At 40.5% G+C, this 25,748-nt stretch carries 20 protein-coding genes; 6 read left to right on the plus strand and 14 right to left on the minus strand.

The features are described from left to right. Positions 1-31 precede the first annotated feature (31 nt). From PQ478_RS16070 to PQ478_RS16090, 5 genes are all read right to left on the minus strand, one after another. Entirely contained in the window at positions 32-1,078 is a 1,047-nt protein-coding gene (locus tag PQ478_RS16070; RefSeq protein WP_012959810.1) for a LacI family DNA-binding transcriptional regulator, read from the minus strand. Between the two features lie 175 nt (positions 1,079-1,253). Then, positions 1,254-2,123, minus strand: a complete 870-nt coding sequence (locus PQ478_RS16075; protein ID WP_012959811.1) for a sugar ABC transporter permease — start codon at positions 2,121-2,123, stop codon at positions 1,254-1,256. Further along, positions 2,123-3,415 (minus strand): ABC transporter permease subunit, encoded by a 1,293-nt coding sequence (locus tag PQ478_RS16080; protein WP_012959812.1) that lies wholly within the window; start codon positions 3,413-3,415, stop codon positions 2,123-2,125. Before PQ478_RS16080 ends, PQ478_RS16075 begins: the two co-directional genes overlap by 1 nt. 81 nt (positions 3,416-3,496) lie before the next feature. Further along, positions 3,497-4,774: an extracellular solute-binding protein gene (locus PQ478_RS16085; RefSeq protein WP_289234840.1), complete on the minus strand. Its 1,278-nt coding sequence runs from the start codon at positions 4,772-4,774 to the stop codon at positions 3,497-3,499. A 139-nt stretch (positions 4,775-4,913) separates the two neighbouring features. Then, positions 4,914-6,593, minus strand: coding sequence for a glycoside hydrolase family 13 protein (locus PQ478_RS16090; RefSeq protein ID WP_289236997.1), 1,680 nt, complete (start codon positions 6,591-6,593; stop codon positions 4,914-4,916). 251 nt (positions 6,594-6,844) lie between these two features. Between PQ478_RS16090 and PQ478_RS16095 the strand changes: the two genes are divergently transcribed. From PQ478_RS16095 to PQ478_RS16110, 4 genes are all read left to right on the plus strand, one after another. After that, positions 6,845-8,617 carry a glycoside hydrolase family 13 protein gene (locus tag PQ478_RS16095; RefSeq protein WP_289234841.1) on the plus strand — a complete coding sequence of 591 codons (1,773 nt, stop codon included), beginning with the start codon at positions 6,845-6,847 and terminating at the stop codon, positions 8,615-8,617. A 99-nt stretch (positions 8,618-8,716) separates the two neighbouring features. After that, positions 8,717-10,090, plus strand: coding sequence for an MATE family efflux transporter (locus PQ478_RS16100; protein ID WP_289234842.1), 1,374 nt, complete (start codon positions 8,717-8,719; stop codon positions 10,088-10,090). Positions 10,091-10,236: 146 nt separating this feature from the next. After that, on the plus strand, positions 10,237-10,953 hold the full coding sequence (locus tag PQ478_RS16105) for a GerMN domain-containing protein (RefSeq protein WP_289234843.1): 717 nt from the start codon (positions 10,237-10,239) through the stop codon (positions 10,951-10,953). A gap of 180 nt (positions 10,954-11,133) precedes the next feature. Next, the gene (locus PQ478_RS16110; protein WP_012959818.1) at positions 11,134-12,120 is read left to right on the plus strand and encodes a TAXI family TRAP transporter solute-binding subunit; all 987 of its coding nucleotides are present in this window, start codon (positions 11,134-11,136) and stop codon (positions 12,118-12,120) included. Positions 12,121-12,271: 151 nt separating this feature from the next. Here the strand turns inward: PQ478_RS16110 and PQ478_RS16115 are convergent, their stop codons facing one another. Next, complete coding sequence (locus PQ478_RS16115; protein ID WP_289234844.1) at positions 12,272-12,463, minus strand: hypothetical protein; 192 nt, start codon at positions 12,461-12,463, stop codon at positions 12,272-12,274. Between the two features lie 74 nt (positions 12,464-12,537). Here PQ478_RS16115 and PQ478_RS16120 point away from each other — a divergent pair, with 74 nt between their 5' ends. After that, a complete protein-coding gene (locus tag PQ478_RS16120; RefSeq protein ID WP_012959819.1) occupies positions 12,538-14,493 on the plus strand; it encodes a TRAP transporter permease in 1,956 nt (651 codons plus the stop codon). A gap of 58 nt (positions 14,494-14,551) precedes the next feature. Here the strand turns inward: PQ478_RS16120 and PQ478_RS16125 are convergent, their stop codons facing one another. Both PQ478_RS16125 and PQ478_RS16130 read right to left on the minus strand, forming a co-directional pair. Further along, on the minus strand, positions 14,552-15,406 hold the full coding sequence (locus PQ478_RS16125; protein ID WP_012959820.1) for a MurR/RpiR family transcriptional regulator: 855 nt from the start codon (positions 15,404-15,406) through the stop codon (positions 14,552-14,554). A 14-nt stretch (positions 15,407-15,420) separates the two neighbouring features. Continuing rightward, a complete protein-coding gene (locus PQ478_RS16130) occupies positions 15,421-16,800 on the minus strand; it encodes an aspartate aminotransferase family protein (RefSeq protein ID WP_289234845.1) in 1,380 nt (459 codons plus the stop codon). 206 nt (positions 16,801-17,006) lie between these two features. Here PQ478_RS16130 and PQ478_RS16135 point away from each other — a divergent pair, with 206 nt between their 5' ends. Further along, positions 17,007-17,774 (plus strand): hypothetical protein, encoded by a 768-nt coding sequence (locus tag PQ478_RS16135; RefSeq protein ID WP_289234846.1) that lies wholly within the window; start codon positions 17,007-17,009, stop codon positions 17,772-17,774. Positions 17,775-17,818: 44 nt separating this feature from the next. Here the strand turns inward: PQ478_RS16135 and PQ478_RS16140 are convergent, their stop codons facing one another. From PQ478_RS16140 to PQ478_RS16165, 6 genes are all read right to left on the minus strand, one after another. Next, complete coding sequence (locus PQ478_RS16140; RefSeq protein ID WP_012959823.1) at positions 17,819-18,607, minus strand: SDR family oxidoreductase; 789 nt, start codon at positions 18,605-18,607, stop codon at positions 17,819-17,821. A gap of 17 nt (positions 18,608-18,624) precedes the next feature. Further along, the gene (locus PQ478_RS16145; RefSeq protein WP_075681186.1) at positions 18,625-20,595 is read right to left on the minus strand and encodes a TRAP transporter permease; all 1,971 of its coding nucleotides are present in this window, start codon (positions 20,593-20,595) and stop codon (positions 18,625-18,627) included. Between the two features lie 10 nt (positions 20,596-20,605). Next, positions 20,606-21,055, minus strand: coding sequence for a DUF1850 domain-containing protein (locus PQ478_RS16150; protein WP_049779896.1), 450 nt, complete (start codon positions 21,053-21,055; stop codon positions 20,606-20,608). An 80-nt stretch (positions 21,056-21,135) separates the two neighbouring features. Continuing rightward, positions 21,136-22,155: a TAXI family TRAP transporter solute-binding subunit gene (locus tag PQ478_RS16155; RefSeq protein WP_289234847.1), complete on the minus strand. Its 1,020-nt coding sequence runs from the start codon at positions 22,153-22,155 to the stop codon at positions 21,136-21,138. Between the two features lie 156 nt (positions 22,156-22,311). Next, on the minus strand, positions 22,312-23,673 hold the full coding sequence (locus tag PQ478_RS16160) for a sigma-54-dependent transcriptional regulator (RefSeq protein WP_075681192.1): 1,362 nt from the start codon (positions 23,671-23,673) through the stop codon (positions 22,312-22,314). Continuing rightward, complete coding sequence (locus PQ478_RS16165) at positions 23,670-25,652, minus strand: transporter substrate-binding domain-containing protein (protein ID WP_289234848.1); 1,983 nt, start codon at positions 25,650-25,652, stop codon at positions 23,670-23,672. Before PQ478_RS16165 ends, PQ478_RS16160 begins: the two co-directional genes overlap by 4 nt. Positions 25,653-25,748: the final 96 nt, after the last annotated feature.

Below are 25,748 nucleotides of genomic sequence, written 5' to 3' on the forward strand. Positions count from 1 at the left end.
TAACTCTAAACATAAAAAAAGAAGGAAAAGCTTATGAGCTGATTTCCTTCTCTGGTATACGCTTTCTACAAGTTTGACGCTTAATGAATTTATGCGGAACGATTATTTTTTTCGTCGGCTGCTTTGGATCATGAATTTTCTTTATCAGGCAATCAGTCGCTTGAAATCCCAATTCATAAATATGAATATCAACCGTTGTCAAAGGCGGAGATGAAAGTTCAGATAGCATAACATTATTAAAGCTTACAACCGACATCTCTTCTGGCACAGAGATCTCCATTTCATCAAGCATTCTTAACACTCCAAGGGCCATCAGATCATCTGCAACGACAAGTGCAGTCGGAGGTGTTTTTAATGACATTAACTCAATAACAGCTTCCTGTCCGCCTTCTTGTATTTCATCGTAATAAACGATGTACTCTTCTTTAGACTCTACGCCCGCTTTCTTTAATGCTTGCTGATATCCTTCTTTATGATCACGTGTTACAACGTAATCTAAATTACCGCCGATAAATCCAATATTCTCATGACCTAATAATAGTAGATATTCTGTGACTGTTTTTGCAGCTTTAAGATTGTCATTGTTCACATAACTCACATTCATAGCTTCCGCTTCATAAGGTCTGCCGATTAAAACAAATGGAAAATCTTCTTCAATTAAGTAATTGATAACCTTATCATCCACTTTAGAATAAAGTAATAAAATCCCATCGACTCGGCGGCTTTGGACCATCTGTCGAACTTCCTCTAGTATTTCATTCTCAGTTTGCCCTGTTGATAGATAAAGACCGAACTTCTCTAGATATGCTTTTGAGGTGATCCCTCGAATGACCTCAGGAAAGAATGGGTTTTGAAAGGCTATCTTTGCTGAGCTTGGAATAATCACGCCTAATGTATTTGTCTGTTGATTAACCAGGCTTCTAGCATTAAAGTTTGGATGATAGCCAAGCTCTTCCATCGCTTCCCTCACGCGTTCTTTCGTGCGTTCACTAATTCTTGAACTGTTTGCAATTACTCTTGAAACGGTTGAAGGAGCTACATTAGCTAGCTTTGCAACATCCTTGATCGTAACCGCCATAACAAATCCCACCTTTAATTTCCTGTCATCTCATATTCTTATATTGTAGCGAGCTTCTCACCCAAGAACAATGCCTTCTTTTGGATTAGGCCGCTTGTTATGATTCTGATCTCTAAATACCTACATAGAGAATGCGGTGGAGCCTCCACCGCATTTGATCTTTACAGCATTATGTTTACCCTTTTGTTGCTCCTGATGTAAGGCCTGTCACAAGATAACGCTGCAGAAGCAAGAATACTGTTGCAATTGGGATCGCAATTAAAATAGCCCCTGCTGCAAATCGTGTGAAGTTATTAGCAAATTGATCGTTAACAAAATTGAATAACCCTAGAGCTAATGTGAAGTTTTCAGGACTTCTTAAAATGATCCGCGGTAAAATGAAGTCCATAAATGGAGTCATAAAGTTAAATAAAGCAACAACCGCTAAGATCGGTTTAGCAAGCGGCAGCATGATCGTAAAGAAAATACGGAAATGTCCTGCTCCGTCAAGTTTAGCCGATTCATCAAGTTCATTAGGAATGGTATCAAAATACCCTTTTACTAAAAAGGCATTCATCGGAATCGATGTACCGACATAAATGATAATTAATCCTGTTAACGTATCTAGCAGGTTCACTGTATTTAATAAGATATAAAGAGCCACCATCGCCATTAACACAGGGAACATTTGCAGCATTAGGAAAGCATACAATCCATACGTACGCCCTTTAAAACGATAGCGGGAGAATGCATAGGCAACGAGAGCTACAGTAAATGTAGATAACACAGACGTACATACAGCAACAATCAATGTATTTTTATACCAAGTTAAATAGTTACTGCGCGGGTTTGTAAATAACCATTCATAATGCGTAAATGACCAGTTTTGAGGGAACATTTTTGCCCCGTATAAACTTGTTCCGGGATTTAAAGATAAGCCGATCGTCCACAATAACGGGTAACCGATAATAATGAACATAACCAAAAGAACGGCATAGATTCCAGCTACCTCAAGATTTGATTTTAATTTCCGGTTATTTTTCCGGCTGTTTGATTTACGATCCATTATACGCTTCCCTCCTCTTTAAAGGAACGACTTCGACGGAATTGGAAGAAGGCAAAGCCAGCCACCATGATACCAATAATAATTGAAATTGCTGCAGCCATACCGTACTGTTTTGTCTCAAAAGTCAGGCCATACACCCAAGATATGAGAATGTCGGTTCCTCCCGCATTTTGTCCTCTTACCGCTGGGCCGCCTTGGTTAAATAGGTAAATAATATTAAAGTTATTGAAGTTAAACGAATACTGCATAATAAGCAGCGGTGCTGTCGCAAATAAGACATGCGGCAATGTGATGAAGCGGAACTTTTGCAGACGATTTGCCCCGTCCATATCCGCAGCCTCGTACCAGTCACTTGAAATACTTGTTAACACCCCTGTAAATAGTGCAAATACAAACGGGAAGCCTAACCATACTTGGATCATAATTAAAGCTGTTTTTGCCCAGAATGGATCACTCATCCAAGGGATACCATCTCCACCAAAGAGAGGAATAATAATATCACGGTTAATCGTTCCAAAATTATCATTAAACATTGCTGAGAAAATAAGAATTGTTACAAACCCCGGTACAGCCCAAGGCAAAATTAAAATCGTACGAATAAACTTTTTCCCTTTAACACGGGGATCGTTAACAAGCAGTGCTAAAAACAATGCTAGAGCGATTTGTAAAGTAGTCGCTACAAACGTCCATACGAGCGTCCATGATAATACAGAGAAGAAGGTGTCACGCCAAATCGGTACAGTCACCAAATCGATAAAGTTTTTAAAACCAATCCACTCAAGCAGATTTCTCGGCGGTGCGTTATACAATCCGTAGTTTGTAAAAGCGAGCCCTACCATGTACATTAATGGAAAAACGACAGTGAAAATTAATAGCAATAGTCCTGGTGCTGTTAATAAATAAGGAAAGCTCTTGTCATATGCATGGCGAAACCCTTCACGGACACTAGGGGCAGCCCAGCCTTGTTGAATTCTCTTTGCATCCTTACGTGCATCAACTAAATTGATCACATAAAATAAAATGGCAAATGTAGTGAGAATTAAAGACATAATTCCTTGAGCTAATAAAAGTCTAGAATCATCAACTCGGGGAATGGTTCCTAATGTGAATAATCCCCAAAAGCCTATATTCAAAAAGTTATAAAATACGCCAAAGAAGGCTGCAAAGAGAATAAAGAAGGCCGATCCTTTTGCATAACGGCGGTTATAAAATTGCCCTAAACCAGGCACAACAGATAGGAGCGTGGCAAGATTTGGGTTGTGCGAACGTGGTTCACGATTCGAATTTTTCATGTTATGTGTCCTCCTCTAATGCTAGGATAAGGAGGAGGGTCTACTTGAACCCTCCAGCCTCCCTATTAGGGCAGTCAGAGATTAATTAGCACCTTCAGAAAGTTGAATTTGCTCCTTAATTTGATCCACTGCTTCTTCTAGAACTTCTTGTGCATCTTGGCCTTGAGAAATAAATTCAAACGCATCTCCCATTGGATCCCACACTTGAGACATTGCAGGAATATTTGGCATAGGAACTGCATATTCAGCTTGCTCCACTAAACCAGCACGAAGCTCGTCATCAATTTCAACATCTGTACGAGCAGGAAGCTCACCAGCAACTTCAAAATATGTTAATGCATTTTCAGGGTTTGTGATAAATAAAGCAAGTTCAGTAGCCCATTCAATGTTTTCACTGTACTCATTTACAAGCCAGCCCTTAACACCTGAGAATGAAGCCATATTTTCACCGTCAATTGTCGGAAGCGGAGCTACTGCTAAATTGTCACCAAGTGCAGCAGAGTAGTTTGGAATATTCCAAGGACCTGTAACTACTGCCCCTACTTTTCCATCTTCAAACAGACCATTCATAATATCGCCAGTGATTCCTTGTGGAAGATATCCCGCTTCAAACCAAGATTGGATAAGCTCTGCGCCTTCTGTTGCACCTTCGTTTGCAAGACCGATATCTTCAATATCATAAACACCATCAGCATCTTGGTTAAATACATAACCGCCGTATGCCTCTAGGAAAGGATACAGGTAGTAGAAGTTCGTTCCTTCCATTAAAAACCCGTATTCATCAGCTGATGCATTTGTCAGTTCTTCTGCAATTTGCTCTAGTTCTTCGATTGTTGCAGGAGCTTCTTCAACAAGCTCTGTGTTATACATTAAGCCGTATGTTTCGATAACAGCTGGAATTCCAAGTTGAGCACCCTCGTAGCTAAGAGCTGTGATTGCTCCTTCTGGGTAACCTTCTAATTGCTCTTCTGTTAATTCAAGCTCTGCAGCTAAACCTTGCAGGTAAATATCACCCATACGATCGTTTGGCTGGAAGAATAAGTCCGGTCCGCCGCCTGATGCAGCATCAAGAGATAATGCATCTGTTTGGTCAAGCATAGAGAATGGAGTAATGTCTACATTAATTCCGGTTTCTTCTGTGAAGCGTTCTGTAATTTCTTCATATGCATCAAGTTGTGCATCTTCATCATTTACCCACATTGTTAATGTATCAGGCTTTTCGGCCTCTGTTACCTCACCTTCAGTTTCACCTTCTGCTGGCGCAGGTGCAGCTTCTTCTTCGCGATCTGGACCACATGCAGCTAAAACAGCTAACACCAGCCCCATTACTAGCAACAGTAAAAATGAACGCATTTTCATTGATTGTTTCCCCCTTAACCTTTTCATTGTTTGTGTCATCCCTTGAATCATTCGTTAAATCCATCTAGCAGATCATTCATTTGCTATCTCTTTCATCACTCCCTTCATGTAGTAAAAGAAAAAGTGCATTGATTCAGCCTTACATAACATAAACACGAGCTTCATAAGATGAGAGCTCTATTGTTCCATCTTCTAATGATGGATGGATGGCCTCATTACTAATCAACAACTCACAGCTGCTTTTCATCCATCCTGGTGGTACCTTATATACTTGGGGTGTGGCTGTGAAGTTTAGCATGACTAAAAGCTTCTTGCCTTCCCATTCTCTTTCATAACTGTATACAGCCTCTTTATTTTCATCTAATGGCCTATACGCACCATAAATCATGATTGGATTCTCTTTTCTTAGTGCAATCAGTTTTTTGTAATAATGAAGGACTGAGTTTTTGTCTGTCTTAGCTTCCTCTACATTAATTTCTTCATAATTCTGATTGACAGCCAGCCAAGGCTCCCCCGTTGTGAAGCCTGCATGTTTTGTTTGGTTCCACTGCATAGGTGTTCTCGCATTGTCACGACCCTTAATATAGATCCGTCTCATGACCTCATCATGTGATAGTCCTCTTTCTTCTGTTGCTTCTTTATACATGTTAAGGGTCTCAATATCGCGATAATCATCGATCGAATCAAATTCCACGTTCGTCATGCCGATTTCTTCGCCTTGGTAAATGTAAGGAGTGCCTTGCAGTGTGTGCAGCAGGGTTGCTAACATTTTTGCAGATTTCCCACGGTACTCTTTATCATCTCCGAACCTTGAAACCATTCTCGGTTGATCATGGTTATTCAGATACAAACTGTTCCAACCACGCCCTTCAAGTCCCAGCTGCCAGCCGTCTAAAATTCTTCTAAGCTCACTTAAGGTCCATGGTTGAATATCCCATTTACCTCCAGGTCCTGAATCCACATCCATGTGATCAAATTGAAAAACCATATTTAATTCATTGCGATCTTCTCCGGTAAATAATGCTGCATCGTCTGGCGTGACTCCCGGTGTCTCACCGACCGTCATGACATCGTATTTCGATAACACTTGTTCATTCATTTCCTTTATATATTCATGAACACGCGGACCATTTAGAAATAGATCGCCTGCCGGCTGATACGGCGTGTCTCTTACTTCAGCTGCATCAGGGAGCCCCTCTGCTTTAGAGATCATATTGATGACATCCATCCTAAAGCCATCAATCCCTTTATCGAGCCACCAAGTCATCATCTTGTATAGTTCACTACGTAACGCTTCATTCTCCCAATTGAAATCAGGCTGTTTTTTTGAAAATAGGTGCAGGAAATACTCATCCGTTTCTTCGTGATACTTCCATGCAGACCCGCTGAAATGAGATTCCCAATTATTAGGTTCTTGACCACCATTACCTGGGCGCCATATGTAGTAATCCCGATACGGGCTTGTTTTTGATGAAGCTGACTTTACAAACCACTCACATTCGTCACTCGAGTGATTAATGACTAAGTCCATAATTAACTTCATCCCGCGTTTATGGACTTCACTTAGCATCAATTCCCAGTCGTCCATTGTCCCAAATTCCTTCATAATTCCGTAATAATCACGAATATCGTACCCGTTATCATCATTAGGAGAATCATAGACAGGACTTAGCCAGATCACATCAATCCCTAACCATTCTAGATAATCAAGCTTACTAATTATTCCATTTAAGTCGCCAATCCCATCACCATTGCTGTCAGCAAAGCTGCGGGGGTATATTTGGTAAATCACACTTTCTTTCCACCATTGTTTGCTCATCACTTCTTCACAACCTTTATGCCATAATTAGAGCAATCGTTTGCACAATCCGACAAAAAAATATGCAATCGCTTTCATCTATCTTTATAGGCAATTATACATAGAGTCATAGATTTAAGCAACCGTTTTCACATATTTTTTATTTCGTAAAAAAACGCAATGACAAACGTTTGCATTCTTAACGTGACAGTATACAATCATATACATAGACTTAGATTAGTTAGAGGTTTTAATTATTAAGGAGGGGTTGGATGCAAAAGGAAGCCATTTATCACCGTCCAAAAAACGAATTCGCTTATGCTTATAATGAAAAAGATTTACATATTCGTTTAAAGACAAAAAAAGATGATGTAGAAGATGTCGAACTCCTATACGGAGATCCATATGAATGGGATAACGAGGCAGGTTGGCTGTTTCAAGCCGAAAAGATGATGAAAACAGGAAGTGATGAGCTTTTTGATTATTGGTTTAAAGAAGTCTCTCCTCCTTTTCGCCGCTTAAGATACGGATTTCGCCTTCATTCAAAGAATGAGTGTTTAACGTATACAGAACGAGGGTTTTATGAGGATTCACCAGCTGATGCTGGATTTTACTTTTGTTTTCCTTTTTTAAATGAGGTTGACGTTTTCGCGCCTCCAGAATGGGTTAAAGACACAGTCTGGTATCAGATCTTCCCTGAAAGATTTGCTAATGGTGATAAGTCTCTTAACCCAGACGGCACCTTGCCTTGGGGAAGCACGTCTCCTACACCGACAAATTTCTTTGGCGGCGATCTTGTAGGAATTGAGAATCATCTAGATTATCTATCACAATTAGGAATTAGCGGCATCTACCTCACTCCGATTTTTAAAGCCCATTCCAATCACAAGTATGACACGATTGACTACATGGAAATTGATCCGCAATTTGGTACTAAGGACACGTTTAAACACTTTGTCAAAGCTTGTCATGCTAGAGGAATTCGAGTCATGTTAGATGCTGTATTTAATCACTCAGGCTACTATTTTGAACCTTTTCAAGACGTCTTAAAAAATGGGAAGGATTCGAACTACCGTGAATGGTTTCATATTCATGAGTTTCCCATCACAAAAATAGAAGAAGCTGATGGTGACTTACGTCCAAATTATGATGCGTTTGCTTTTGTTCCAACAATGCCTAAGTTAAATACAGAACATCCAGAGGTGAAAGAATACCTGCTAAACGTAGCTGCTTATTGGATTCGTGAATTTGATATTGACGGCTGGCGTTTAGACGTTGCAAATGAAATTGATCATTCCTTTTGGAGAGAGTTCAGGAAAGTAGTAAAAGATATAAAACCTGATGCGTATATATTAGGAGAGATTTGGCATGATTCAATGCCTTGGCTTCTAGGAGACCAATTTGACGCAGTAATGAACTATCCTGTGACTAACGCCATTATTGACTTTGCAGGAAAACATTCAATTAATAATAAAGCGTTCATTGAACAGCTGACAAAATTACTGCATATGTATCCTCGTTCTGTTCAAGAAGTTGCTTTTAATTTATTGGGAAGTCATGATACACCAAGAATATTAACGCTCTCAGCCAACGATGAAGATCTGGTTAAGCTTCAGTTGTTACTCCAATTTTCTCTGCCTGGAACGCCTTGTATTTACTACGGAGATGAGATCGGGATGACTGGCGGTGCTGACCCTGGGTGCAGAGAATGCATGGTTTGGGATGAAGAGAAGCAAAACCAACCATTATTCAAATATGTACAACAGCTCATTCAACTTCGTACTCAGTCTGAAGCCTTTGGCACGAGAGGTGATTTAACGTTTGTTTCAACAAACCTTACCTCCCCGCTCCTCTCCTATATAAAGGTCACAAAGAATGAGCAGCTGTTATTTATCATAAATGCAGAAAGAGAATCTCATGAATTCGAGTTGCCTGATGAGTTTATTAACCTGCCAATGAAGGAATTATTTTCTGAGCAGGTTATGGAGCCATCTGCTAAAATCAGGATAGGCTCTAAACAAGCCATTGTTTTAAAGAAGCTTTAAAAGGAATGAGGCAGCAGCAAGAAGAACGGTTTCTTCCCGTTCTTCTTGCTTTGTTATTTCATTCCAAAAATACCCTAGTCCATATAGGTGGGATGTCATATGACCAAGAAAGCAAAAACAGCACGTAATGCCACCCTCTTCGCTCTCACATGGCCGATCTTCATTGAAATTCTTCTACATATGCTGATGGGTAACGCCGATACGTTAATGCTTAGCCAGTACTCTGATGATGCGGTTGCAGCGGTTGGGGTTTCAAATCAGCTTCTGATGGTGATCATCGTCATGTTCGGCTTTATAGCCACAGGAACGAGTGTACTCGTCGCTCAGCATTTAGGAGCAAATCAAGACGAAGATGCCGGCAGAGTAGCAACCGTTTCGATTATAGGGAACTTTATCTTCGGCTTATTTTTAAGTCTGCTATTATTCGCTGCAGGGCCCGCCATCCTTCTTATGATGGGGCTTCCAGAGGAACTTTTAAAAGAAGCAACTCTCTATTTACAAATTGTCGGCGGCTTTTCATTTATTCAATCAGTTCTTATGACGATTGGAGCAGTGCTTAGAAGTCATCAGTTCACTAAAGATGTGATGTACATTACGATAGGTATGAACATTTTAAACGTAATAGGAAATTATTTATTTATTTTCGGACCGTTCGGGATCCCGGTTCTAGGGGTTACAGGGGTAGCGATTTCAACTACAATTAGTCGAACTTTGGGGTTAATCGTTATTGCATTTGTCCTGTTTTACCGACTAAAAGGGCGTCTGCCTTTTTCTTTTATGCGTCGTTCTTTCCCTTCATACGAATTAAAAAGTTTACTTAAGATCGGAATTCCGTCAGCAGGTGAACATCTTTCTTATAATGGCTCACAACTTGTGATTACCTTTTTTATCGTAATGATGGGTACAGAAGCCCTGACAACAAAAGTGTATACACAAAACATTATGATGTTTATTTTGTTATTTGCGATTGCTATAGGACAAGGAACTCAAATAATCATTGGCCATCAAGTAGGGGCAAAAAAGTTAGACGAGGCATACGAGCGATGTATTAGAAGCTTAAAGATTGCGATTGCGGTTTCAACCTCGATGGCTGTGATCGTTTACTTTTCAAGCCGCCCTCTTCTCTCAATATTCACAAATAACGAACAGATTATCACAGCGGGAGCAACCCTCTTACTTCTAACGATCATTTTAGAGCCAGGAAGAGCCTTCAATCTCGTTGTCATCAATTGTTTACGAGCGGCTGGAGATGTTAAGTTTCCTGTGTACCTTGGGATTTTATCGATGTGGGGAGTAAGTATCCCTGTTGCTTACTTCTTTGGGGTACACATGGGTCTTGGACTGGTTGGAGTGTGGATAGGTTTTATTGCGGATGAATGGCTGAGGGGCCTGTTAATGTTATGGCGCTGGCGTCAAGGTCATTGGAGAGAAATGTCCTTTGTGCGTCATTCTAAAGAAGATCAACTTGCATAGGTCTAAAGTTTGAGTCTTAATTAATGATTTGAAAATGAACGGCGATGTTGTAAACTTTAATTACAGGGTTGTCTTACCATATGAGGAAGCTTTCTCTATTAACCTTGTAAGATATTAATTGATTGGCTTGAATAGGAGGACCTACAATGAAAAAAGTCACACTAATGCTAGCTGCATTACTACTTGTTATCTTTTTAGCAGCATGCGGCCAAGGGGAGAACGCCATCGATTCAAATGAATCGACTGGAAATATCGAAACTGAGGAAAATGCAGATACTGTTGAAGAAGAAACTGAAGTAGAAGAAGAGCCTGCTGCTGACGAAAGTACGGAGGAAGAATCAACTGAAGAACCAGTCGAAGAGGAACATGGTGTAGAAGAGGAAACAGCCGCTGAAGATTCAGAGTCTGTTGAGACGGATGAAACACCTGCTGTTGAAGAAGCAACAGCTACTCCAGTATATCTATTCTTTGCAGATGATCAGGTAATGGATATTTATAAAGAAGAACGTTCTATTGAAGCAACAGATGAAGAGCTTTTTAAAGCGACATTCGAAGCTTGGGTAGAAGGACCAGAACATGCTAATCTTGTTTCTCTCATCCCTAGCAACGTAGAAGTCCAATCTGTTGAAGAGCATGAAGGTACAGCTCACGTATCTTTCTCTTCTGCACTATTAGATGCTCAGCTTGGCTCTGGTACAGAAGCTATGCTTATGCAGCAAATTGCTCTTACAATGAAACAATTCGGCTTTAATCAAACGAAGGTATTAATTGATGGTGAAGAACATCCTGAAATGTTCGGCCACATTGATACAAGCGTTGCCATTGAAGCTGAAAATACAGAAAATATTCCAACAATGGAATAAATCATCTTGAGGCTGTCTATGAAGGCAGCTTCTTTTTTTTTCTTTGTTTTCACATTGTTAGTTTACATGACAAAGAGATTTCGCGTTACACTTTGACATTCTTTTAGATTTTTGATTAAATGATAATGTGGTATGAACACGCCTTCATACTGATAACTACATATATAAGGGGGAAATTCGATGAAAAAGAAATTTGCTTTTTTATCAGCTGCATTGCTTTCTGTAGGAATGCTTCTTGGTGCCTGTGGCGGCTCTGATAATGCTGGCGGGGACGAAGATTTCAAAACAGACTTGCAAATGGGAACAGGTAGTACAGGTGGTACGTACTATCCATTAGGTCAAGAGATGGCTAATGTCATGAATGACAATGTTGATTTCGAAGACTTTAATGTAAGTGCAGTAGCATCTGGTGCATCTGTTGAAAACCTTGGAGGAATTTATCAAGGAACGATGCAGCTTGGTATGACTGTACACATCCCTGCTCTAGAAGCTCTTAACGGTGAAGCTGATTTTGAAGGTGCTGCTGTAGAGAACTTTGGATTTATGGGTCATATCTACCCAGAGGTTATGCAAGTTGTTACGACTGAAAACACTGGAATCACTTCAATTGCTGACCTTGAAGGCAAGCGTGTAGCGATTGGACCTGCAGGTAGTGGTACACAAGCTGCTGCTAAATTAATTCTTAGTGCTTACGGTTTAGAAGATGGTGATTATCAAGCTTTTGAAGAAGGTTTTGGTGACGCTGCTGCCCGTCTTCAAGATGGTCAGTTAGATGCTTCATTCGGTTTACTTGGTCTGCCTGCTAGTAACATTGAAGAACTTGCTTTCCAACGTGATGTAGTATTACTTCCTGTTGAAGGTGAAGCGCTTCAAACAATTCTTGATAACAGTGACTACGGACACTTAGAAATTCCTGCTGATACGTATGAATTTTTAGATGGTCCAGTTGATGCGATTACTGCTTATGCGATTCTTGTTGGTTCTACAAACCAAATCAGCGAAGACCTTGGTTATGAGATTGTAAAAGGTCTTTACGAGAACGTTGACAGCATTTCTCACCCACAAGGTGTGCACTTAGATCCTGAGAACATCTTAAATGGTTCTGATGGTCTACCATTCCACCCTGGTGCAGAAAAGTACTTCAAAGAACAAGGCATTATTAACTAATAAGATGGATAACATAGGGACTGGGCATCCAATCTGTTCAGTCCCTTTTTAGGTACAAATCATTTTTTGAAAATAATGGAACGAACGGATTTTCGGCGTTATCAGCACTGACCTCACAGCCTGCTCACGACACGTGGACGTTGCTTTTAATTTAATTAAACCCAACTTCACATAAAGAAGGCTCGACTTCTAGAATGAAGCCCGAAGAAAGGGTAAGCACGATACGATGCTCTAGAGAAACGACTGGTCTGTTTAAAGTAAAAGAATATGTAAACAGATAATTGATTTTACCGAAATACGTGAATGCCGTGTTGTACGTTTTGTCATAAATCAAGTCAACCATGAAGTCAACCATCGACTTGATTGACGCGTACTTTTTCTTCGAGATTTCAATTTTTTCTAGGTGGTGAAAGATATATGACAGAAACAACTGATAAAAATCAAGACCTGCTCGCTAAGTACGATAAAGAATCAGCCTATCGTACCGACTTACAAAAGTGGGCGTGGATTGTTACGATTCTAGCCATCTCCTTAACAATCTTTCAGCTCTACACGTCTTTTCGCGGTCCTTATGTAACTTTAATTCAAGGCGCAATCCATTTAGCTGGGGGACTTTCTCTTATTTTCATCCTATATCCGGCTAAACGATCATTCTTAAAAAAGCGTGGAGTACCTTGGTATGATGGAATTTTGGCCTTGCTTGCACTTGCGGTCAATTTCTATATCGTCTTTGAATACAGCCGTTTAACAAGTAATCAGGTAACGATCTTAGGCTATTCTGATCTAGATATTATTGTTGCCACACTCGGTGTTGCCTTAGTGCTTGAAGCAACAAGACGAGCTGTAGGTCTGCCAATTGTCATTATTGCATTAATCGCCCTGCTATATGGGTATTTAGGGAATGTTTTTCCAATTAGAGCCTTTCAGCACTCAGGCTTTACTTTCGATCGATTAATGACAAGTATGTTCTTTAACACTGAAGCCATTTTTGGTACACCGATACGAATTTCATCTACATTTATTTTCCTCTTCCTCTTCTTTGGAGTCATGTTAACGAAAACAGGAATCGGAAAATTCTTTAATGACCTTGCATTTGGTGCAACTGGACGAATGACCGGCGGTACAGCAAAAGCTGCCGTTACAGCTAGTGGACTGCAAGGTATGGTAACAGGATCATCTGTTGCCAATACAGTTAGTTCGGGATCATTTACGATCCCTATGATGAAACGCGCCGGGTTTAAACCAGAATTCTCAGCTGCCGCGGAAGCTTCTGCTTCAACAGGTGGTCAAATCATGCCGCCGATCATGGGAGCTGCAGCCTTCATCATGGCAAGTAATACAGGCGTTCCTTACCGCGAAATTATCTTAATAGCTATTATCCCTGCATTACTTTATTTCGCTGGTGTGTTTATGGGTACACATTTCGAAGCCAAAAAACAAGGAATTCTAGGTCTTCCTAAAGATCAGCTTCCTACGTTTGGAGGCATTGCTAAGCGATTAGATTTACTTGCACCGCTTATTACGATTATCGTTATGCTTTATCTGGGCTTCACAGCAACAACAGCTGCCCTTTGGGGAATTGGGGCTGCATTCTTTGTAAGTTTGTTCCGCAAAGATACAAGAATGGGACCTCGTGACATTCTTGATGCTCTTGAGCAAGGGGCGCGTGTTGCCCTGCCAGTTATTGCTGCCTGTGCGTCAGCTGGTATTATTGCTGGTATCGTGACGATGACTGGTCTTGGCGGAAAGATTGCCGGTGGAATTATTGATCTTGCCGGCGGTGTATTCTTCCTAGTTCTATTCTTTACAATGATTGCTTGTATTTTATTAGGTATGGGACTTCCAACAACAGCGAACTACGTAGTTACAGCTTCAATGGCTGCACCTGCTCTTGTCGCTTTTGATGTTCCAATTATTGCAGCTCACTTCTTTGTATTCTACTTTGGAATTGTAGCTGATATTACGCCGCCTGTTTGTCTGGCCGCCTATGCCGGAGCCGGTATAGCGAAGGCCAATCCAATGAAAGCCGGTGTGACCGCCTTTAAGCTTGCAATCGCAGCATTTATCATTCCTTATGCCTTTGTTTCAAATCCTGTTTTATTACTTCAGGATTGGACATTTGCTACATTAGTACCGGCGCTTATTACCGCTCTGTTAGGAATGGCTGCTGTGAGTGCTTCATTAATGAACTACTTTGTTGCAAAACCATATATGATCGAGCGTATTTTATTATTTGCATCTGGTCTTGCACTGATTTATCCAAATAACTTAGTCATTTCTCTATCTGGTTTAGGAGTTTTTGTAGTGATTGCTGCTCTTCACATCTTACGCAATCGTAAAAACGACTCAGATAAAGGATTAGCTACTTCTTAATATCTTAATTGAGGCTTGCCATGTGCAAGCCTCTTTTTTATATTTAGGTCAGGCCTTCTTAATCGTAAAATACATCAAATGCTTCCCATAGTTCTTCAAGCTCTTGAAGCCTCTTTTCAACTTTGACATGCTCACTTCTCGTTACCGCCGTAAGCAGGGCATTAATCACACTCATCGGAGCTGTAAACGAATCAATAAAGGAATTGATTTCTGTAGATGTATGAAGGGTTATGGTCCCATAAGGAGCAAGCGGTGACAGCGGATGGTCCGTTATCACAATTGTCTTCACATCTTTTTCCTTTACATACTTCAACGCATCTACTGTTCTCTTTGTATATCTGGCAAACCCAAAAGCAATGACCAAATCCCCTTCTTTAATATCAAGTAAATGTTCGCTCATCCCGTCAGCATGCTCAATTAATTCCGTATTCTGCAAAACGAGATCAAGGTAGAAGCTTAAGAATTTGCCTAGACTAACAGCACTCCTATAGGCAAGGATATAGATTCGATTCGCTTTTACAATTTCTTCTGCCGCCTTATTGAAAGCTGTGTGATCTATTTGATTGAGTGTTAACTGAAGATTGGTGATATCATCTTTAACCATCTCGGTGAGCAAGTTCTGTTTTTCATTATGATCTGGAATTGTTTGAGCAAACATTTCAGCAGATGTCATCTTCATTTGCAAGGCATTCTGCATCTCTTTTTGTAATTCAGGATAGCCGCTAAAGCCTAGTGATACAGCAAATCTTACAACTGTCGCCTCTCCTACTTCCGTTAATTTAGCTAGTTTAGAAGCTGTTAGAAAAGGGGCTGTTTCTGTATGTTTTAATAAATAGGCTGCAATCTTTTTTTGAGACTTGCTCATCTCCCCTTGCTTGTCAACCATGCGTTGATATACTTCATTTTTTATCATTATGAACTCCTTAGTTATAAATCGTTTAGCACCCTCCTAAACGCTTCAATCGTCTTTTCCACTTCAACAGCTGTATGTGCTGTTGATACGCTGTAACGATTCAGGGGCTTTGTATAGATGCCTTCAAGCAGAAGGCGCAGATCCATTTTCTTACGAAGTTTAAAATCACTTGCCTGTAGATCACGGTAATGAGAAATATTCTTTTTATCTGTTATTACAATATTGAATATAGACCCTTCGCCGACTGCGAGCATTGGGATCGAATACTGTTTAAATAAATGTTCTAGCTCCGTTTTCAACTCACTTGTCAGATTGCATACATCAGACGTTTCCTTTTTTAACACTTCTAATGTAGCAAGACCGCAAGCTAAGATCGTTGGATGCCCATTATAGGTTCCGCTGTGGAATAACACGTCTGAAGCATTAGAAGTTTGACTTTGACTAATATCAAATACGTCAGCTGAATGAGATGGTGAAGTGATATTCATGATTTCTTTTCGGCCTCCTACAATACCTACCGGAAATCCACCGCCAATGACTTTTCCAAGGGTTGTAAGGTCTGGCTGCACCTCATATAATTCCTGCGCACCGCCTAAGGCTACCCTGAATCCTGTTTTCACTTCATCAAAAATGAACAATATCCCGAACTCTTTCGTTAATTGACGCATACCTTCAATAAACGATTGGCTGGCTCTAATAAATCCGCCTTGCAGAGGTTCAATAATGACCGCTCCTATTTCCTGATGTTTCTTTCTTAAGATTTCCTCGCAGCTTGCAAGGTCATTAAAAGGCAGTGTAATCGTTGTGTTTTTGTGGCGTTCACTCATCCCTTTTGATTCTAACACGGAGTTTGGTTCCTGCTCTGGACCGGCTTGTTCTAGGGATGGATTTACACTGACCAGCACTTCGTCAAATCCACCATGATAATGCCCTTCAAACTTTGCAATTCCCTCTTTACCTGTATAAGCCCTCGCTAGACGCAGTGCTAAAAGAGTCGCTTCTGTACCTGAATTTGTATAACGAATGTTCTCCATACTGGGATATAGCTGTTTAATTTGCTTAGCCATCTCAACCTCGTAATGATGAGGTGTGCCAAACAAGCATGTACCCTGCTCTTCTAATTGATCACCTATTGCTTTTGTAATAGCTTCATGACCATGACCAAGTTTGAGAGCTCCGTAAGATAGCAGATAATCTACATATTCATTCCCATCTACATCGTACACATAAGCTCCTTTTGCTTTATTCATCACGATTGGATGAGGCGTGAAATATTTGATGTTCGCTGTCACTCCGCCCGGCATGTATTCCGAGGCCTCATTCATAAACGATTGAGACTTAAGGGTTCTTTCCCTATACCGATATCCTTCATCAACAGAAGATGTCATACTCATCTTTTGTCACTCTCCTAAAAAGAAGTATTTATTTCACGATATATTAAAATGAAATATATATTTCATTATAGTTATTCCTTTTCAAAATTAACACTCTTTTTTTCTAAAAAATAATGAAATTTTCATTTAAGCAGAAAACTGCATCATGCTAGAATAGAACGAGTTAGTATGATTTAACGGGTATAGATAATAGAGGTGTAGTTTGTATGAGACGTCAAAGTTTATTGGTAAGCTATTTCTTAATGTTCCTGATAGTTATCGCTGGATGCGAAAGCAATAAAGAGGAAGATCTCTCTTCTGAAGCCACCGTAGAAAATAGTCATTTAAAAGTAGAATTAGTGGATATAACATCAGCTGTGCAAGACAATCAAGCTGGCTTCTTTGTAGATGTGATCGTCACTTCTCTTCATCCTTCCTATGATGTTAGAACAGATTTCAACTATGCGATGGATAAGGTTATCACCACATCACTAGATACAAAGCATGAAGCAGCATCGATTTACACCTTCGATTACACAGCTTCTGCTCACTCCCTTGAACCTGATCAAATTCTTATTAGGCAGTTTTATACTCCCGGACTAGAAGAAACTGCACACGTATTACATGTTCCCTTATATGCAAAGCCGCTTTATCACAACAGAAATATTACATTTAAAGAGTTGAGCCACCAATCAAACCATATTGAGCATAATGATTTTAAGATTATCTCCCTTGAGGTCAAGCAGCATACGCTGAATTTGATTGCTTCTGATGTACATGAAATGAAGGGCTTAGAAGTGACGCTGCTGATTGATGATGAAACGATTTATCCTGCCTTTCAAACAACGAATGTTGAGGAAACGACTAATCTATTACATGGCACGTATGAATTTACTCAACCTATAAGCGAGCCATTCAATCTAAAGCTTCAACGTCCTAAATTAGACGACCTTATCTGGACATTTCACTTAAGTACACCTATTTCCTCTCCATAATAAAAAAGCTTGAGAATAATAAATTCTCAAGCTTTTTACGTTATTTAATACGCTTTTGTTGCTCCCCCGTCCACTACAATGGACTGGCCTGTTACATAGGTGTTTGCAAAGGATCCTAAGAAGACAATCGTCCGTGCAAACTCTTCAGGTGTTCCGTATCTTCCCATCGGAATTGCATCCATTAATTGCTCTTTAGCCTCATCATAACTAAGACCAAGCTTAGCTGCTCTGATATGGTCTAAGGCCTCAACGCGATCTGTTGCAATTCTTCCTGGTCCTACGGTATTAATCAAAATATTTTCCCCGCCAAGTTCTTTTGCTAACGTTTTTGACATGCCTACAATGGCCGTTCTAAACGTATTCGATAAGATCAACCCTTCTACAGGCTCTTTGATCGATGAAGAAGCAATGTTTACAATACGACCTGCTCCGCGTTCTCGCATCGAAGGAAGCACTGCACGTATCGCTCGCACAAAGCTTAACAGGTTAAGTTCAAACGCTCCTTGCCACTCCTCATCACCGAACGCATCAAATCCACCTGCAGGAGGGCCGCCAGCATTATTAACTAACACATCAACCCCGCCATGAAGAGCCGTCGCTGTCTCGACCAATTTCTTAATTTCATCAGCATTCCTAATATCACAGACAACATGAGCAGGCTTTGTCCCTGTCTCTTCTTCTATTTCAAGGGCCGCATTCTCAAGCTCGCTTTCACTTCTGCTAGAGAGTAAGACCTGTGCCCCCTCTTCTACATACAGTTTCGCAGCGGCTTTTCCTAAGCCTTTACTAGAGGCGAGTACAATAACAGATTTCCCTTTTAAATCAGTATTCATTTCTTCTTATCCTCCCTTTATGCAGTTAGGCCAGGTGCTGTCTCTGGTGTTTTCTTTGATTTTCTCCACTGCCATAATACGACAACTAAGATGATTGCAAGACCGATGATGTCTTGCACCATATTTGGATTCATAAACAGAATTGCACCGGCAAACAGAACAATCCGCAGCACCCAGTGAATCGACCTGAACAAGTACCCTTCAGCAGCAGTACCAAGCATTACGACGCCTAAAATGGCTGTAACTGCCACCGCAGCTCCTTCAGCAAAGGTCGTATTAATTAACAATAGTGAGTCATTGTAAACAAACATAAACGGAACAATAAACCCGGCGATCGCAAGTTTCATTGAGACAAAACCAGTCCGCATCTGATCGCCGCCTGATATCCCCGCGGCCGCAAAGGCAGCAAGCGCAACAGGAGGTGTAATATTTGCAAATAAACCAAAGTAGAACACAAATAAATGAGCAACAAGCGGCTCGATTCCATATGAGATAAGAGCAGGCGCTGCCATTGTCGCTGTAATAATATACGTTGGAATACTAGGGAGACCCATCCCAAGAACAATACATGCAATCATTGTGAATATGAGGGTTAGTAATAAACTGTCGCCTCCAAGTGTTACAATTCCATTAGCTAGCTTTAGACCAAATCCAGTCATCGTTGCTACCCCTACGACAATACCAACAGTCGCACAGGCTACAGCCACACCAACCGCAGTTCTTGCCCCTGACTCAAGTGCATCAACAATATCTTTTATGCTCATTCTTGTTGTTTTTCTAAGCATTGCTACGACAATCGTTACAAGAATCGTTAAGAATGCTGAATAAATAATTGTACGTCCGCTAAAGAACAACATGTATAAAAGGAAAAATAACGGAATTAATAAATGTCCTCTTTCTTTTAAAACAGCCATTACTTGAGGAAGATTTTCTTTCGATATTCCTCTTAAGCCTTCTTTTGTGGCACGTAAATGGATCTGTACAATGATGCCTAAATAGAATAATAGCGCCGGCAGCAAAGCTGCAAGGGCGATTTGACTATATGGAATACCAAGCATCTCTGCCATAATGAACGCAGCAGCACCCATAATTGGAGGCAGGATTTGCCCCCCTACAGAGGCCGCAGCCTCTACCGCTCCAGCAAAGTTACGATGGTAGCCGATTTTTTTCATTAACGGGATCGTAAATGATCCTGTTGTTACCACGTTTGCGACCGCAGCACCATTAATACTTCCAAGGAATCCACTGGCAATAACCGCTACTTTTGCCGGTCCTCCTCTTGTTTGGCCAGCAATTGCAAGCGCCATATCATTAAAAAACTGTCCCATCCCTGATTTTGATAAAAATGCACCGAATAAAATGAACAAGAAAATATACGTAGCTGATACGCCAATTGCTGTGCCGTAAATTCCTTCAGTCGTTACGTACATGAAATTCACGAGTTCATCCCATGTGTACCCTCTATGACGGAAAATACCTGAGAGCTCTCTTCCAAAGAGTCCATAAAGAAAGAATAGAATAGCAAGTACCGGAAGCCCCCAGCCAGTCACACGTCTTGCTGCTTCAAGAACTAGAACGACTAGAATCCCTCCAAACAGGAGGTCTAGGTTGTTAGGCAGTCCGCCACGGTTTACAATCCCAACGTAATCAATAAAAATATAAATCGTCGTCGAGAACGCCATCAGCGTAAATAGAAAATCATACCACGGCAAGGTTTGGCGGCTTGATTTTTTAAATGGCGGATAAAGCAGGAAAACTAAAGCTAATATTGCCGCCACATGCAATGAGCGATGCTGCAGCGTTACAGGTGTACCAAAGTAAGAAGTATACATATGATAAACGGATAATGATATCGCTAAAAGAGAAACAATGATAGCAATCGACTTACTTTTAAATGTACGGAACCTTGATTCAGCATCATATTTTTCAAGCAGTTCTGCTTGTTCTTTTGTTAATTCTTCTGGTTGTGGATTTTGTTGTTTATCCATTTTGATCACCTCACTTAAAGATTAACTCTAACGCTTCGTGATGAGGCAGCTCCTCTGCCTCAATAGATAACTCGTCGTTGACATACACCTCAAACTTTGCATCATGCGAGTGAATCCAGCGAAACGCTTCGATTGTTTCTTCTTCCATATCCCGACTGACAACTTTTCCTTCTTCTACACTCATACTTCCTTTTTCGTGCGGTACTCCTGCTCCAAATGAATAAAAAATGGCTTCAATCAAACGTAGAGTGCCATCTTCCTGCAGCTCATATGTTTCTTCCCATGGGGTTTTCTCTACAGAATGAATCCATTTCACTGTCACTTCATCCCCAGGCTCCATGTCAGGAATCTCAATTAACACATTATCCGTACGCTGAATCTGCACTGATCCCGTATATTCTTGATGAGAACAAGCCGTGAACAAAAAAACAAGTATGATTGCCAGAACGAGGTTTTTCATTTTATCACCTAACAAATGATCTAAGCGCACTGTTCTCTTTCTATTGAACAGGCGCTTAGACTAATTTATTTAACTCTTACTTATTCAATCGCACCAACTTCTTTAAGATAGCGCTCCGCACCTGGGTGGAATGGAATCGGCATACCAACATCTACTGTTTCTAATGTAATTTCTTGTGCTGCATTATGAGAACCTTGAATTTGATCTAAGTTCTCAAAAAGAGTTTTTGTGATTTCATAACCAGCCTCTTCAGAGATCTCAGTGGACATAATTAACAAGTTTGTAATCGCTGCTGTAGGAATATCTTCTTCATTATCATAAGATCCTGCAGGAATGGATTCAGCAGAGAAGAACGGGTAGTTCTCTTCTAAATATTCCATTGCTTCGCCTTCAATTGGAATAATCTTCGCATTATGAGTTGTATCTAAGTCAATTACAGTTGCGTTCGGTACACCGCTTGTTACAAACGCTGCATCGATCATTCCGTTTTTAATTTGATCAATCGCTTCGCTGTATGACAGGTAGTCTTCGTTAATATCGTCATAGCTCATCCCATGTGCCTCAAGCACCATGCGTGCGTTCAGCTCAACTCCAGAGTTTGGTGCCCCTACTCCAACACTCTTCCCGCGAAGATCTTCGACACTTTCAATACCAGAATCTTCTGTTGTGACCACTTGAACAAAGTTTGGATATAGAGCAGCTAATCCAGCCATTGATTCAATCGGATCTTTCCCTTCAAACTCGCCGCTGCCTTCATATGCTTGTAAGACCGAATCAGCCATTGTAATAGCAAGTTCAGCACGGCCGGTATCAATTAAGTTAATGTTCTCTACAGAAGCTCCCGTTGCTTGTACAGAAGAATCAATTCCAAGCTCTGACTCTAGGATTGTTGAGATCGCTCCTCCAATCGGATAATACACACCAGATGTACCGCCAGTAGCAACCGTTACGAATAAATCGCTAAGGTCTGCTCCTTCTGCCTGCTCACCAGCATCTGCACCATTATCTTCAGCTCCGTTATCTGTATTTGCATCGTCTCCCCCACATGCGGCAAGAACTAGTAAAGATGCCATTGATAAGCTCGCTATAAATTTCTTCATAAATAATCCCCCCATTTTGTTTTGTACACTTAACTATAATGCAATAAGTGTGCCAATTTTTAAAATAGACAATTTGTTAGCGCTTTCAGTGTTTTCTTGAATACACACACGTAAAAAACCGGCAAAAAATGCCGATGAAGCATTTTTTGCCGGTTTTTATGTCGTAGTAGAGGCATATTGTTTAAGTTTATCCCTTAGGCTTCTTTCACTTATTTGCAGCATTTCAGCCGTTTTTTTGCGGTGCCCGTCGTTGTATTCTAACGTCTCAAGGATAAATTGCCGTTCTAGTTCTTTTAAAGTCAGTCCAACAAATACAGAAAGATCACCATCACCTGATTTAACCTGTGGTTTAGCAGACCTTAAATGAAGCGGCAAATCCTCTACTTCAATCGTTGATCCGCTTGCAAATACCATCGAAGACTCTAAAATATTGGCAAGTTCTCGTATGTTGCCGGGATATGAATAAGAAGAGAGGATTTGGTATGCCTCTTTTGAAATTCCGCTTACTTCTGTGTTCATCTCTTTATTAAATGATTTAATTAAATGAGAGATAAGCAGCTGCAGATCTTCCTTTCTTTCTCTTAGGGGCGGAAGATGGATCGGGATGACATGGAGCCTGAAATAAAGATCTTCTCTAAACTCTCCCTCTCTCACTGCTTCCTCTAAATCTTTATTCGTAGCAGCAATCACTCTTACGTCTAATGATTGAGTGGAATTTGAACCAAGCTTTGTTACTTCCCTCCGCTGTAATACACGAAGCAGCTTTGCTTGCAGAGCAAGAGGCATGTCCCCAATTTCATCTAGAAAGATCGTCCCGCCATTTGCCAGTTGAAATTTCCCATCTTTGCTCGAGACAGCTCCTGTGAATGCCCCTTTCTCATAACCAAACAGTTCACTTTCTAAGAGATGCTCTGGGATAGCTGCACAGTTTACCGTTTCTAAGTGCTGCTGCTTTCGCTTCCCTGAATAATGAATCGCACGGGCGACAAGCTCTTTTCCTGTCCCGCTTTCTCCTGTTATCAGCACATTAGAGTCCACATTTCTTACCTTATCAATTAATTTGAACACTTGCTGCATACCATCACTTTGGCCAATTAACTCCTCATATCGGTACTTCTTTTCAAGTTCATTGCTTAATTGCTCCACTTGCTCATGCAAATATTTAAAATGAAGCGCTTGCTTTATGACCGTTTGTAATTCATCCATATTGATTGGCTTCGTTAGATACGAATATGCTCCCTTTTGAAGCGCTTCAACAGATGAAGAAATAGTGCCATATGCTGTAATCATAATCACTACTATCGATGGATGCATGCCTTTGATCTCTTCTAAAACTTTTAACCCGTCCACTGCGCCAATTTTCAAATCCAGCAAAACTAAATCAGGGAGAATAGAGTCTATCCTCTTTTTTCCCTCCTCCGGGTCGGTCATAGCCTCTACGTGATAATCATCTTCAAGGGCAAATGTCAGTGACGAACAAATCGATGCTTCATCATCAATGATTACGATTTTTTTCATGAATTATCGCTCCTAAACTGTAATGTTACCTTTGTCCCAATACCTTCTTTGCTTTCAATTAATAAACTGCCTTCATTCTCATGCACATACTGGTGTGCAATGGCTAAGCCAAGCCCTGTTCCTTTTGATTTAGTTGTATAAAAAGGCTCTAAAACTTTCTGTGTCTCATCTTCTGTCATCCCTATTCCGTTATCTTCAATCATAAAGACTACATCACACCCTTTAGCAAACAAACGTAAGCCAAGCTCCCCATCTCTTTTTTCTTTTCTTTTGTCTTCTACATCTTCTATCGCGTCGATTCCGTTAATGATTAAGTTCATGATTACTTGCTTAACTTGATTCGCATTTGCATAAATAAATTGCTCTTCTTGTAAATCTTGACGTAACTTAATTCCTTTATTAAGCAACGTCCGCTCAAAAAGAATGGCGCAATCCCTCACTAGGTCTGTCAACTGGACAGACTCTTTTTCATGGTCTCTTGGGCGAGCATAGTCGATTAATCCTTCAATTAACTGATTTACTCGATCAATTTCTTTAGGAACATATGTCGAGATCTCCCTTTGAAATCGTTCGTTATGAAGCTTTTTTGGAATCAGTTCTGCAAATGTTTTTATAGAAGTGAGCGGGTTTCTGATTTCATGGGCGATACCGGCCACTACTCTGCTTAATGCCTGGCTTTTTTCTTGTTCAAACACTTGTAGTCTCATCTGCCGCTCTTCTGTTATATCTTCAAACGTTACAATGACCCCTATCATTTCTCGCTGAATATTAAATAAGGGGTAAATATAATAACGTAAATAATAGACCCGGCCATCCTGCCGTCTCCATGTTGTCTCTTTTCCAAGAATGGATTCCTGCTTTTCAAATACTTGATGAAAGGCCGCTTGTAACAACTGTGATATAAGTTCTACTGATTGATACGATTTGGTTAGAATACTCTTATCTTCTCCTGCAATATTTAAAGCTTTTGAATTAAGAGAAGTAATCATACCCTCTTCATTCACTGTCACAATTCCCCTTGGTGAGCTGTCTAATATTTGACGTTGGTACTCATCACTATTTTTCGTCTGAGTAATTTGCTCTTGCAATGTTTTATTTAAGTCTTTTAAGACATGTGTTTTTTTATCTACTTCTGCTTGGAGCCTTCTATTCCACCTTATCGCTAAAAACGTAATGATTAATACAGCGAGAAGCAGTCCGACGGTTACTTTTACTGCAAGCCATAAACGGTCGGTTAAGAGGTTTTCATTCCCAAACCACTGTTCATGTATTTCGGCATACGTTCCGTTTTGTTTGACGGTTCTGATTGCTCGGTTTAATTCATCGACTAAATCAGGCCGTTCTCTTTGAACAGCCATAGCATAATCAATCGGCAGAAGGTAATTTCCGACAATTCGGAATTCAGTGTCCGTGCCGCTTTCTTTAAGCAGATAATCAGCGGTTAAGACATTTCCAACAAAAGCATCCGCACGTCCCATTAATAATAATTGCATCGCTGTTCTTTGATTGCTTGTCACATGATATTGTATCCGTCTAATTGTTCGCAGGAATTCATATTCTGTTGTCTCTTTTTGCAGTGCTGTTTTCACATTTGTCAGCTGCGAAATCCCCTCGATCGTTTCATCGGCTTCCGCGACTACAAGACCGACAGATGTGTTGAGTACTGAATCTGTATAATTCATCGTCGCTGTTCGCTGCTCATGAAAAGAAGCAGATAAGACGATATCAACCTCTTGACTTTCAAGAGCATGATAGGCTTCTTCTTGTGTCATCAGCTCATAAATGAGTTCTTTTCCGAGATATTGATTTAACTCCTCCATCAAATCAATTAGAAAACCCTCATGCTGATTTCCCTCTAACATATGAAGGGGGGGCAAATTAGGGTCATATGCGATCCTGATTGCTTCTTCTGCTCTTGCGCTTGGGCTCAATAGAAGCAAGGCCGCTAGGAGAAATATAACTAGTTTGGGTGCATTCATCCTGGTGTCTCCTTATGTATAATGCTTGCAATTACGCTTGTCCAATTCAATCGTTTAAAAATGACTCCACTCTCATGATTATTTCGCAACATGCCT

This window comes from Alkalihalophilus pseudofirmus (genome assembly GCF_029094545.1).
In the GTDB taxonomy this organism is placed as follows: domain Bacteria; phylum Bacillota; class Bacilli; order Bacillales; family Bacillaceae_D; genus Alkalihalophilus; species Alkalihalophilus pseudofirmus.

Bases quoted from the DNA above. Each gene is read 5' to 3' on its own strand.
- PQ478_RS16100 (WP_289234842.1), top strand. From the start codon at position 8,717: ATGACCAAGAAAGCAAAAACAGCACGTAATGCCACCCTCTTCGCTCTC.
- PQ478_RS16140 (WP_012959823.1), bottom strand. From the start codon at position 18,607: ATGAATACTGATTTAAAAGGGAAATCTGTTATTGTACTCGCCTCTAGT.
- PQ478_RS16155 (WP_289234847.1), bottom strand. From the start codon at position 22,155: ATGAAGAAATTTATAGCGAGCTTATCAATGGCATCTTTACTAGTTCTT.
- PQ478_RS16160 (WP_075681192.1), bottom strand. From the start codon at position 23,673: ATGAAAAAAATCGTAATCATTGATGATGAAGCATCGATTTGTTCGTCA.
- PQ478_RS16090 (WP_289236997.1), bottom strand. From the start codon at position 6,593: ATGAGCAAACAATGGTGGAAAGAAAGTGTGATTTACCAAATATACCCC.
- PQ478_RS16145 (WP_075681186.1), bottom strand. From the start codon at position 20,595: ATGGATAAACAACAAAATCCACAACCAGAAGAATTAACAAAAGAACAA.
- PQ478_RS16080 (WP_012959812.1), bottom strand. From the start codon at position 3,415: ATGAAAAATTCGAATCGTGAACCACGTTCGCACAACCCAAATCTTGCC.
- PQ478_RS16110 (WP_012959818.1), top strand. From the start codon at position 11,134: ATGAAAAAGAAATTTGCTTTTTTATCAGCTGCATTGCTTTCTGTAGGA.
- PQ478_RS16070 (WP_012959810.1), bottom strand. From the start codon at position 1,078: ATGGCGGTTACGATCAAGGATGTTGCAAAGCTAGCTAATGTAGCTCCT.
- PQ478_RS16085 (WP_289234840.1), bottom strand. From the start codon at position 4,774: ATGAAAATGCGTTCATTTTTACTGTTGCTAGTAATGGGGCTGGTGTTA.
- PQ478_RS16095 (WP_289234841.1), top strand. From the start codon at position 6,845: ATGCAAAAGGAAGCCATTTATCACCGTCCAAAAAACGAATTCGCTTAT.
- PQ478_RS16105 (WP_289234843.1), top strand. From the start codon at position 10,237: ATGAAAAAAGTCACACTAATGCTAGCTGCATTACTACTTGTTATCTTT.
- PQ478_RS16075 (WP_012959811.1), bottom strand. From the start codon at position 2,123: ATGGATCGTAAATCAAACAGCCGGAAAAATAACCGGAAATTAAAATCA.
- PQ478_RS16120 (WP_012959819.1), top strand. From the start codon at position 12,538: ATGACAGAAACAACTGATAAAAATCAAGACCTGCTCGCTAAGTACGAT.
- PQ478_RS16115 (WP_289234844.1), bottom strand. From the start codon at position 12,463: ATGGTTGACTTGATTTATGACAAAACGTACAACACGGCATTCACGTAT.
- PQ478_RS16135 (WP_289234846.1), top strand. From the start codon at position 17,007: ATGAGACGTCAAAGTTTATTGGTAAGCTATTTCTTAATGTTCCTGATA.
- PQ478_RS16150 (WP_049779896.1), bottom strand. From the start codon at position 21,055: ATGAAAAACCTCGTTCTGGCAATCATACTTGTTTTTTTGTTCACGGCT.
- PQ478_RS16125 (WP_012959820.1), bottom strand. From the start codon at position 15,406: ATGATAAAAAATGAAGTATATCAACGCATGGTTGACAAGCAAGGGGAG.
- PQ478_RS16130 (WP_289234845.1), bottom strand. From the start codon at position 16,800: ATGAGTATGACATCTTCTGTTGATGAAGGATATCGGTATAGGGAAAGA.
- PQ478_RS16165 (WP_289234848.1), bottom strand. From the start codon at position 25,652: ATGAATGCACCCAAACTAGTTATATTTCTCCTAGCGGCCTTGCTTCTA.